The sequence below is a fragment of the Methylobacter sp. BlB1 genome, from assembly GCF_015476545.1.
Classification (GTDB): domain Bacteria; phylum Pseudomonadota; class Gammaproteobacteria; order Methylococcales; family Methylomonadaceae; genus Methylobacter.
On the sequence record NZ_JADMKV010000048.1, the window covers coordinates 1 to 10,625 of the forward strand.

Annotated in this window: 9 protein-coding genes and 1 tRNA gene; 2 read left to right on the plus strand and 8 right to left on the minus strand. The window is 48.5% G+C overall.

All coding sequences use genetic code 11. The features are described from left to right. Positions 1 to 319 precede the first annotated feature (319 nt). Positions 320 to 1,600, plus strand: a complete 1,281-nt coding sequence (locus IT781_RS15930; RefSeq protein ID WP_194971169.1) for a flavohemoglobin expression-modulating QEGLA motif protein — start codon at positions 320 to 322, stop codon at positions 1,598 to 1,600. Between the two features lie 436 nt (positions 1,601 to 2,036). Beyond that, positions 2,037 to 3,221 (plus strand): hypothetical protein, encoded by a 1,185-nt coding sequence (locus IT781_RS15935; protein ID WP_228779207.1) that lies wholly within the window; start codon positions 2,037 to 2,039, stop codon positions 3,219 to 3,221. Between the two features lie 987 nt (positions 3,222 to 4,208). Here IT781_RS15935 and IT781_RS15940 read toward each other — a convergent pair. The 8 genes from IT781_RS15940 to tolA all read right to left on the minus strand — a co-directional run. Beyond that, a complete protein-coding gene (locus IT781_RS15940) occupies positions 4,209 to 5,075 on the minus strand; it encodes a hypothetical protein (RefSeq protein WP_194971170.1) in 867 nt (288 codons plus the stop codon). 410 nt (positions 5,076 to 5,485) lie between these two features. Beyond that, positions 5,486 to 5,561, minus strand: a tRNA-Lys gene (locus IT781_RS15945). A 64-nt stretch (positions 5,562 to 5,625) separates the two neighbouring features. After that, positions 5,626 to 6,303, minus strand: a complete 678-nt coding sequence (gene queC / locus IT781_RS15950) for a 7-cyano-7-deazaguanine synthase QueC (protein WP_194971171.1) — start codon at positions 6,301 to 6,303, stop codon at positions 5,626 to 5,628. Positions 6,304 to 6,309: 6 nt separating this feature from the next. Then, positions 6,310 to 6,954, minus strand: coding sequence for a 7-carboxy-7-deazaguanine synthase QueE (queE, locus tag IT781_RS15955; protein ID WP_370527025.1), 645 nt, complete (start codon positions 6,952 to 6,954; stop codon positions 6,310 to 6,312). After that, complete coding sequence (ybgF, locus tag IT781_RS15960) at positions 6,954 to 7,835, minus strand: tol-pal system protein YbgF (protein WP_194971173.1); 882 nt, start codon at positions 7,833 to 7,835, stop codon at positions 6,954 to 6,956. The genes queE and ybgF overlap by 1 nt, the downstream gene beginning before the upstream one ends. Further along, positions 7,836 to 8,417 carry a peptidoglycan-associated lipoprotein Pal gene (gene pal / locus IT781_RS15965; RefSeq protein ID WP_194971174.1) on the minus strand — a complete coding sequence of 194 codons (582 nt, stop codon included), beginning with the start codon at positions 8,415 to 8,417 and terminating at the stop codon, positions 7,836 to 7,838. A 206-nt stretch (positions 8,418 to 8,623) separates the two neighbouring features. Beyond that, positions 8,624 to 9,892 carry a Tol-Pal system beta propeller repeat protein TolB gene (gene tolB, locus IT781_RS15970; protein WP_194971203.1) on the minus strand — a complete coding sequence of 423 codons (1,269 nt, stop codon included), beginning with the start codon at positions 9,890 to 9,892 and terminating at the stop codon, positions 8,624 to 8,626. Between the two features lie 115 nt (positions 9,893 to 10,007). Next, the coding region (gene tolA / locus IT781_RS15975; protein ID WP_194971175.1) for a cell envelope integrity protein TolA at positions 10,008 to 10,625 on the minus strand (618 nt) is incomplete at its 5' end.

Sequence of the window (10,625 nt, forward strand, 5' to 3'; positions counted from 1 at the left end):
ACAAGCCTGTCCTGAGCGCAGCCGAAGGGCTCACCACGAACGGCTTAACTTAACGACATTGGATACGAACCTGAACCCTGATGTCCATGTAACCAGCGACTGGCAAAGTGGTGATCTGCGCTTTGAATGGCGCTTTAACTGTCAAGCGACACTGTGACGAAACCGGGAAATCGGGCTTTATTTCGAGGGGTAGCCGGACGGATAGTTGTCTATAAGGAATATTCAGGTTTCTATTGCCTCATAGCTCAAATTCAACGGGTACAAATAGTCGAGGTTCAGTCGGCACTGACAAGTCTTATCTCTCACGGAGAAAATAAAGATGAATGCCCAAGCCAGCGATCGCGAAAAAGATCGAATCCGTCAAGCAGCGCATTTACTGTATCAAGCCAGCCGTCCGGTTCGAATTTTACGGACTATCGACTGGCCGAGCGAAGTTAAAGAAGCGTTTTTCGCCAAAGGCGCTCAAGAGCTTCCCCAAGTCAGCTATACGCCCCTCGATCCTGCGCCTGTTCTAGAAGCCGTACGTGAAGCACGCCGCTTGATTGTCCCTTCGTCTTCCATCGATATGTGGCTGGAAAGGCAAGCCGATGGGCTCGAGCGCGCGGCCAGAATGCTCGCTAACGTCGGCACGCCTGCTTTTTTTGAATATTCCCGCCAGCTTTATGGCGAACCTATTACACCCTTGCGCTACTTTCCCCATACACCCCTGGAATTGTCCCAGAGCATTTGCGATACGATCGATCAACTTATCCGGATTGAGATGGACATTGCGCCACCCGAATACCATACTGCCGAGAAAGTGGCCGGGGATATTGAACGTGCTGTCCAAAAACATTTCGGCGAAAGAGCCCCCAAGGTAGAACTGGTCGATAAGCTTTCCGCCAACGCGCTAGCCACAGCAAGCGCCATCCGCATCCGCCGCGACGCTCGCTTCACCGATCGCGATGCCAGCCAGCTATTAAATCACGAAGCCTACATTCATGTTGCCACTTCCCTCAATGGCCGCGCCCAGACGGACCTGCCCATCCTGGCGGCAGGACATCCAGGCACAACGAGGACTCAGGAAGGACTGGCTGTGTTCGCGGAACTCATCAGCGGCTCAATGGAATTGGACAGAATGCGGCGGCTGGCCGATCGGGTTTTCGCGATCCAGATGGCTGTTGATGGCGCGGATTTCCTGGAGGTATACCGCTATTTTCTGGAGCGGGTCAGCGACCGCGATCAGGCTTTCGAGAATGCTCGTCGGGTGTTTCGGGGCGGAGTCATCACTGGCGGCGCACCGTTTACTAAAGATGTGGTTTACCTGTTCGGACTGCTGGGAGTCGGCAATGCCATTCGCGCCTTCTTCGCCTCCGGCCGTTCCGACTGCCTGAAACTGCTCTTCTGCGGGAAACTGGATTTCCTGGACATTCCTGCCCTCTGCGAGCTTTATGAGATGGGCTTGTGCCAGGCGCCCCGCTATCTGCCGCCGTGGGTGAGCGATCCCCGCTATTTGCTGGCGCTTCTGACTTACTCTACTTTTATGAACAAGATGGATATGGAACCGTTATTGATCGTTGCTCAAAAGCTGCTGGAGGCCGCGCCAGTGGTCAAACTGTAACAAAATTATCATTCATGAGAGAAATTGATCGGTTACTCCTGCTCCAGAATGATGACATAAATTCTGACTCACTTCTTGATGCCATAAGGCAACAAACGTTAAAAGATGAGCAGCAAATAGGGGGCAGAAATGAATAATCATATCGCAAGACTGGTGATCACAAAATGCATTCAATCTAGGCTGCGATTATGCTGGTTGCCTTCAGCATGCAAACTTGTAGATGTAGAGCTGTTGCTGTCCGTTTTCGTAAAATCCTTTATCTTTACTAACATGAATAATATTAATGCCGATGCGAACTTCACTGCCGCGAACTGGCCTAATAAGCGTATAGATGAGATAAAAACCTGACTACTCGCTACTAACAGACGGACCAGTTGTCACTAACAATTGTCCTCCAATGCATCATTTGCTGCTCTACTCAACAAAGGACCAAACCATGAAGCAAACCGATGACGAATCACTGGCGATTTCCCTGATCCGAGATGACTTGCCATTTCGTCTACAACGCCGCTTAGGTTTGATTCCAGCCCAAGGATTGGGCATGGTGCGCCGGGCGGTATTTTTTGCTTTGCTCACTTGGCTGCCTATCGTCATTTGGGCCATAGCCACAGGTCGAATATTGCCTGGCACTGTGGACGAGCCGCTACTTCGGCACTTCGGTGTGCATGTCCGCTTTTTGCTCGCTGTTCCCTTGTTCATTCTGGGCGAAGGGATGATACATCAGCTGAGTACGACGCTCACTCCTTATTTTCTGACTTCGGGCCTAGTACAGTCGACTCAGGCACAGGATTTCGTAAGCATCATCAGGAGTATTGCCCGCTTGCGTGATCGGACCCTGCCTTGGGTGTTGATCATCGCACTCATCATAGCCTGGACAGTCTTAGAGCCAATGACCGCCAGGTCTGATCTGGACCATGAAGTCAACTGGGCTTCAAACGGCGGCGCAGGCCGTCTCGGCTTCGGCGGCTGGTGGTTCATGTATGTGAGCCGCCCTATTTTCGTCGCCTTCCTGGCGGCCTGGATCTGGCGCCTGATCCTGATATTCATCCTGTTGAAGCGCATTGCCCGGCTCGATCTCGCCATCGTGCCCACTCATCCGGATGGGGCCGGTGGCTTGGGCTTTCTGAAACGATTGCCGAAGGCATTCAGCCTGTTCGTCTTTGCCGTATCGGCGGTGCTGGCTTCGCGTCTGGCCCATAATGTGCTGTACCACGGAGTCGACGTTCAGTCTTTAAGGCTAATGCTCATAGTTTTTCTGATTGTCCTCGTCGGGATTTGTCTGGCGCCGCTTATGACATTCGTCGTTCCTCTCGCCACTGCCAAACGCCGTGCCTTGCTGGACTACGGCGCTTTGGTCGGCGAACACGGGCGCTTGGTGCGCCAGCGCTGGATTCTGGGTAAAACGGAAGTAGACGATTCACTGTTACATGCGGAGGAACTTGGACCGGTGGCTGATACCCTGACACTTTATGAAGCCGTCAGAAAGATGAGCATAATGCCGATCGATAGATCCTCATTGCTTGCCATAGTGATACCGGCTCTGATTCCTATCGCTGCATTGTTCTCCCTCCAAATCCCGATCAAAGACATACTGATAAAGATTGCCTCTACCCTCTTCTAGTAGTCTCTAGCCCAGCAGTATGTTGTCTAGGCAACCTTGCCCCGCTCTGATGCTTGCCTTATGAATGGGATCGTCTCTATTAGTTTACCATATCAGTGAATAAATTTCTGTGAGTGGCGAGCTATCAGATATTTTGCCCTACCCTCGCTGAGAATCAGAAGTTTTGAACTGATAATTTCAGAATATTGATTAACAAACTCAGTTCTCTGCAACGGATGAAATAGGTTCAGAATGAAGCGCAAAAAGTTAAATGACGCCTTCGCTTTGGCTTCCATTGCCGAATTAACCGGAACAATAAAAGCACAATCAAATCCAATATTTTGCACAAAGTAGACGCTTGCTATAGACAGCATAAAGGAGAGTAGAAAGGAATGACTGTAACAATACAGCATACAAGGGACTGAAGCTCCTCTTCAAATTGATAGAGCTACGCATCATCAATGCGGTGTCTTACAACAAAAAATATATTAATAACAAAGACTAAAAAATAATCTCCCAAAAATGGGAACATTATGGGAAACATTGAAATAACAATCGTTCGGAACGATAAAGGTTTAGTTTGGCGAAGCGTGAATTTTATCGGGTTTATTACGCCACGTTTTAAATCAAAAAACGATTTTTTGTTTTTCGAACTATTTTGGATATAAAGTTCAAAGACTACGTCAGATGACAGCAATGGACGATTGAATGAGGAAGCACAGGTATAAAGTGCTTAAGCTTGTTGTAGCAAGCGAATTTGAAAGCTTAGGCAGAGGAAAACTCTCAGATAAGTGGTTACTTAGCCCAAAGTAACCACTAATATCATTATTTTTAGCACAAAACTGAGTATCCTAAAAATGCAGAGATTTTTTATTAACTTTCTGTAAGGTAGAAGTTTGAATTAAAGGGCAAACATTCTTCCCCAAATTCTTGACTCCTTTTGGGCTTCTTTTACCCATGTCTTCGCCTCGGTCTTTAGCTGTTTCCTACTGCTATTTCCAAGTGAAATCATAGGCTTATTGATGTCGGTACTTCTTGAATTTTCTTTACGTGGTTCTTTTTGAGACATGATTTTTTTAACTCGCTAAGAGCATATTCAATTAAAATTCTTTTTCTAAACCGACCTAAGATTTTCTCGTACGTTACCTTATTTTCTTCAGAAAAAAAAGCTTTATCTGCAGAAATTCTAATAACAAAAGGAGTATCTTTAATTTGTTCGCTTCTAATAGGAAAACAAATAACAGACCCTTTCTCTGCACGACAAAACCGAGAGATTCGCGATTCCGAGCTAATTCTTTCTTTCTCAATGTCCGGAATTATAACTAACTTGCCCACTCTCGCTGCATATGATGCCAAAGAACTAGGGTCTTTAAGTAAATTTTGCTCTGGCATGTTTGATTCTGGGAAATAGCACCAACTATCCTCAGGAATTCCATTTTTCATTTTGAAAAGGACAGTTGTAAAATCAATTTCCTTATTCGACAAGCTGGCCAAACTTTCGAAAAAAACATGAATAGCTCGCATTATCTCGGCCAGCTGTCTATCTGGATTCGTGATATTTTGAAATATTTCTTCACCTGTCCAGTTTTTGTAATCCAAGTTCAGTGTAGAAAGAAAGCATTTCATCTTTTTTTCCACTGCAGAATCCATTGCTTTTAGAAGAAGAACTTGTCCTTCTGATGTCAAGCTATCAAGGTAAGCTGGAGCTTTTTTACGAATAAGGTCTTCAAAGCCAACTGCTAGCGGAACTAAAAAGTAACCTAATGCCAAATAAGCTGCGTGCTCGTCAATCCAAGCAAATAAGTCAGCTGAAACTAATTCTTTGAAAGAGTTTACCTTATAACAAGCCAATGTCGCAGTCGGCAATGCAACCACGAGAGGCTTCCATATAAACTTATACCAATTATTCTCTACTATCCCATAGAGCTTCTTTATTATTGGTCTTTTTAAGGACTTTAAGTTCACAAGTTTAGGCAGATATCTAGAAATTTCTAGGTGTTATTAATAATGCTAATTTTGATTCTTTTTATTTTTTGCGTTTGCATTAATTTGCAACCTAAACCAACGCTTATATAGTGTATAGTGCAGAATCAGCAGCTTATTGTTGTAAGCTTACCTATCCACAACCTAGGCACCAACCACAACAAAAACATATAGTTCTTATTATTGTGGTCTGCTATGGTTTTTTATTCTGAATGTTCCCGCCAGTTTCCCGCGAGCAAAAAAAAACCAGCTATTAAGCTGGCTTCTTTTACGAAAACCTCAATGTTTTCAATTCTTTAAGTTGGTGGGTCGTGTGCGATTCGAACGCACGACCATCGCATTAAAAGTGCGGTGCTCTACCGGCTGAGCTAACGACCCTCAACAAAGAATGCCTATTATAAGGATTATTTTAGATCTTGCAACTCTTTTTTAATTTCTTTAATTATTTTTTCTGATATCGCGTTGGATCTGCTATTCCAGCTTCAGTAAAACCGGCTTTTCTCAGGCGGCAGGCATCGCAAACACCGCATGCGCGGCCTTGCTCATCAGCGGAATAACAGGAAACTGTGCGGTTATAATCAACGCCCAATTCGGTGCCCAGCTTGATGATTTCGGCTTTGCTAAGAGAGATCAATGGCGTATGGATAGCGAAATGCTCGCCCTCTACCGATGCTTTGGTAGCCAGATTCGCCAGTTGTTGAAACGCTTTGATAAATTCAGGCCGGCAGTCGGGATAGCCGGAATAATCGACGGCATTGACCCCGATAAAAATATCGTGGGCATTCAAGACTTCCGCCCAGCCCAATGCGAAAGACAGAAAAATGGTGTTTCTGGCCGGTACGTAAGTAACCGGAATGCCTTCCTGTGCCGTATCAGGCACAGCGATATGTTCATCGGTAAGGGCCGAGCCGCCGATTGAGCTTAAGCCGATATTGATGACCTTATGCTCCTCGACCTGATAGTCAAACGCTATCTGCGCAGCCGCTTTTAACTCGGCATTATGCCGCTGACCATAATCAAAACTTAAAGCATAGCACTTGAAACCCTGCTTTTTGGCAAGAGCGAGTACAGTAATTGAATCTAATCCGCCTGACAGCAGAATAACAGCTTTTTTTGACATTTCAGGTTATTTACCTCGGGCATCATCCCAAAGTATTTTATGGAGTTGTATTTGAAAGCGGACAGGCAGCCTGTCGCGCAGGATTTTTTCTGCCAGTTCGGTTGGATTCTGTTGACCCATGGTCGGCGAGAACAGGATTTCGCAGCGGCTAGGCAAATCATGCTCGGCTAAGATCGCTTTCGACCATTCATAATCTTCATCGCTGCCGATCACAAACTTGACCTGGTCCCTGGGCGTTAGATAGCCGATGTTTTGATAGCGATTCCTGCTTAATTCGCCTGAGCTTGGGGTTTTGAGATCCATGACTTTGCTCACGCGTGGATCTACGGCGGAAACGTCAAGCGCACCGCTTGTTTCCAGCGAGACAACATACCCCTTGTCGAGCAATCTCGTCATTAATTCCAGGCATGAGGGCTGAGCCAGAGGCTCTCCGCCCGTGACGGTCACATAGCGGGCCGCATACTGATCAACCTGGTCAATGATGGCATCGATCTCTGTTTTTGTACCGCCAGTAAACGCATAGGCGGTATCGCAATAGACGCATCTTAATGGGCAACCGGTGAGCCGGATAAACACGGTAGGCAACCCTACCGTATTCGACTCACCTTGTAGCGAATGGAAAATTTCGGTTATACGTAATGAACTCACAATCAGGGCTTGGCTTCCTCAAGCTGCAGCAATTTCTTTTTTGCCAAATGAGCTGCAGTTGAGCTAGGGAAATCAACAGTAACTCGGGTTAAATATTCTCGCGCTTTGACCCAGTTTTGCTGATCAAATTCAATATACCCCAACTTTAATAAGGCATCCGGCGCCTTGGCGCTACTCGGATAATTCTGGATGACGGCATTAAAGGCGGCACGCGCCGAATTAAGGTCCTGGTTGACTTTATGCGCCTCGCCTAGCCAGTATTGGGCATTGCTTGCCAGGGCGCCGTTCGGATATTGGCTTAGGAAGGTATTGAACTGCGTGATTGACTCGCTAGTGTGCCCTTTCCTCAAAGCTTCATAGGCCTGTTGGTATTGCTGTTTTTCACCGTCTGAGACCTGAGGCGCGGCCGGTTGCTGCACCGCAGGCGCAGGCTGCGGTGCTGGAGCATTTTCCGCCGGAGCCGGAGCTGGCGCCGCTGGTGCTGGTGCTGGTGCTGGTGCTGCAGCAGGATCGGCCGCATTGGCAGCCGGAGCAACCGCACCTTCTTGACTAGGTGCAGTTCCTGTAGCTGCTGGAGCACCGCCAGCCGCATTATTCTCAATGCTGCTCAGACGCTCATCAAAGTCGGAGTACATAGTACCCTGTTGCTTTTTCAGTTCAGCGATCTGATTGGCCTGCTCTTCCAATTTGCCTGTAAGCTGCTGCACTTCAGACTGCAATTGCTCTACACGCGCCATCAGCTCATATACGGCATTAGGCGGAACTGAGCCCTGATTGGCCGCTCCGGAAGGATAGGTTGAATTATCGATGACAGGCGGCAATGCCCCTGGTTCTGCATAAGCAGTGCTGCAGGCACACAGCAGCATGAGTAAACGCTTTTTCATTTATTTGCCTTGGTAGACCAGTTCAACACGACGGTTTAGCTGCCAGGATGACTCATCATGTCCAAATGCTGCCGGTTTTTCTTCACCGTAGCTGACGATTTCCAGCTGGCTTTCATTAACGCCTTGCACTTTCATCATGCTGGCGACCGCTTTTGCGCGCTGCTCACCTAGCGCGATGTTGTATTCGCGGGAGCCACGCTCATCGCCATGGCCTTCCAATACGATGTGTTGTCCAGGGTTGGCAAGCAGGTATTGTGAGTGAGCGGCAACAACCGGCACATAGTCCTGCTGTACCTGGCTGCTGTCCAGCATGAAGTAAATAGTTTGTTTTGACAGCGGGTTGTTCGGATCGCTGAATTCCGGCCCCAAGCCGCCTCCGCTGCCAAAACCTGAGCCGCTGCCCATCTCCGAACCGGAGATGCCGGACCCGCCATTCAAGCCGCTGGTTGAGGCATCATTGATGCCGGCCGCGCCACTCTGGCTGCCGTCGGTAAAGCCTGCATCCTGCTCATCGGTTGAACTGCAAGCAGTCAAGAGGGTTGCGCTGATTGCCAATGCCAATATTGCTTTATTCAATTTCATTTTAACTTCCATAAATAAATTATTAATTCTATTTTAAAAATAGGGTATCGCCAACAGCTCTAGTATTCAGCCAGTATTGATATGCCGGGTCAATAGGCTTGATGTAAATCCGCTCATCCTTCGACAAAGCCTTTAGTCCTGAGTGCAGTCGAAGAGGCAGGGCGAACGGATTTACTTTTATCCGTCAAGTCAGGATTGGCTGAGCGCTAGGGTGCCCAAGCCGGTTCACGCACTTCGCTACTATCAAAGACCAGTTTTTGCTGCATTTTACCATCGATTGATACGGCCGATAAGTAACCGGTGCCGCCTTTCCGTGACGCATATAAAATCAGATTGCCGTTCGGAGCAAAGCTGGGAGACTCATCCAGACGCCCTTCAGTCAGGACATTGACTGTACGGGTTGCCATGTCCATGACGGCAATACGATAGTCGCCACGGTTGCCATGCACCATCGCTATATTTTTGCCATCCGGTGAAAAACTGGCCCCCGCGTTGTAATCGCCGGTAAACGTCAGCCTTTTTTCCCCGCCGCCGCTGCTGGGCATGATATACAGTTGCGGCTTGCCGCCTCTATCCGATGTAAAGACGATATGGCTGCCGTCAGGCGACCAGGTCGGCTCGGTATCGATCGCATAGCTTTGAGTCAGTTTGGTCAATGAACGCGAAGACAAGTCCAACACATAAATATCGGGGTTGCCATCTTTGGACAAGGTCAGCGCCAACTTCTGCCCATCAGGCGACCAGGCCGGCGCACCGTTAATGCCGGGGAATTCGGCCACTTTTTGCCGCTCACCGGTGGCCAGCGTCTGTACGTAGATGCCCGCCGTTTTTTTCTCAAACGATACATAGGCCACTTTTCTGCCGTCGGGCGACCAGGCTGGCGACATTAATGGCTCAGGCGATGACGCGATGGTTTGAGGATTGAATCCGTCGGCATCGGCGACTTGCAGCCTGTGTATGCGCTGATTGCCGCCTTGCGACTGGCTGGTGATATAGATGATCCGGCCGCTGAAGACGCCCTTAATGCCGGTCAGCTTTTCATAAATGATATCGCTGATCTGGTGTGCCGTCCGGCGCAGCTCAGACGGCGGCGAAGCCATTCGGTAGCCCAATACCTGCGTGCCTTTATAGACATCGAACACTTGGAACTCAATATTATATTGTCCCGCTCCTTCAGCCACTTGTCCGATAACCAGATAGTTCTGCCCTAAAGACTGCCATTCGTTGAATCTGACCGCATCTGCCGTTGTCGGCCTGCTCAGCATGCTCTGTTCGTCCAGCGTTTTAAAATAACCGCTGCGCCCCAGATCTGCATTAACAATCGAGCTGATATTAACGGGCATACCGGATGCCCCTTGAAAACCGAAAGGCACGATAGCAATAGGCATGGCGCTCTCAATACCTTCGGTAATTTCAATATTCATTTCGGCATGGGTGATCGGGGCATGAAACCCGATCAGGCCGACTAACAACATTCTTCTAAAAAAACTCACATTATTTCCTCTGTCATTTAATTCAAAAAACCGGTTGACATCACCTGACCTGCCAATAAACGTCCTTACCTAAATAACAACGGGTAGAACAACACATTTATCCTCTCGGCTCGAATGTGAACGTAAACGATCTAAACTCTTTGTTAAACAATTCCCTATCCGTAGGTACAGGCAGCGGCTGAGCTTTTAAAACGGCATTGACCGCGGAATTATCAAACATTTCATCGCCACTGGATGCAATAACAACAGGTTCACCGATTACCTGACCACCGGAAGTCAACCTGACTTGGATAGTGCATCTCATGCCGGCTGCAGCGGTAGGCGAACGAATCCAGCTGTGATTTACTTTTGTCTTAATCGCATTTATCGCCTGATCTCCGGCTGCAGCTCTCGCTGCTCTGGCCGCTTCGGCATCGGCCTTGGCCTTTGCCAAAGCCGCCTGCTCTGCTGCGGCTTTAGCTACTGCGACTCTTTCCGCTTCAGCCTTTGCAGCCGCGGCCTTTTCCGCGGCCGCTTTCTCGGCTGCCGCCTTTTCAGCGGCAGCCTTTCGAACGGCTTCGGCTTTCTCAGCTGCCGCTTTTTCAGCGGCCGCTTTTCGCGCAGCTTCGGCTTTCTCGGCCGCCGCTTTTTCAGCGGCCGCTTTTCGGGCAGCTTCGGCTTTCTCGGCTGCAGCCTTTTCAGCGGCAGCTTTTCGGGCAGCTTCGGCTTTCTCGGC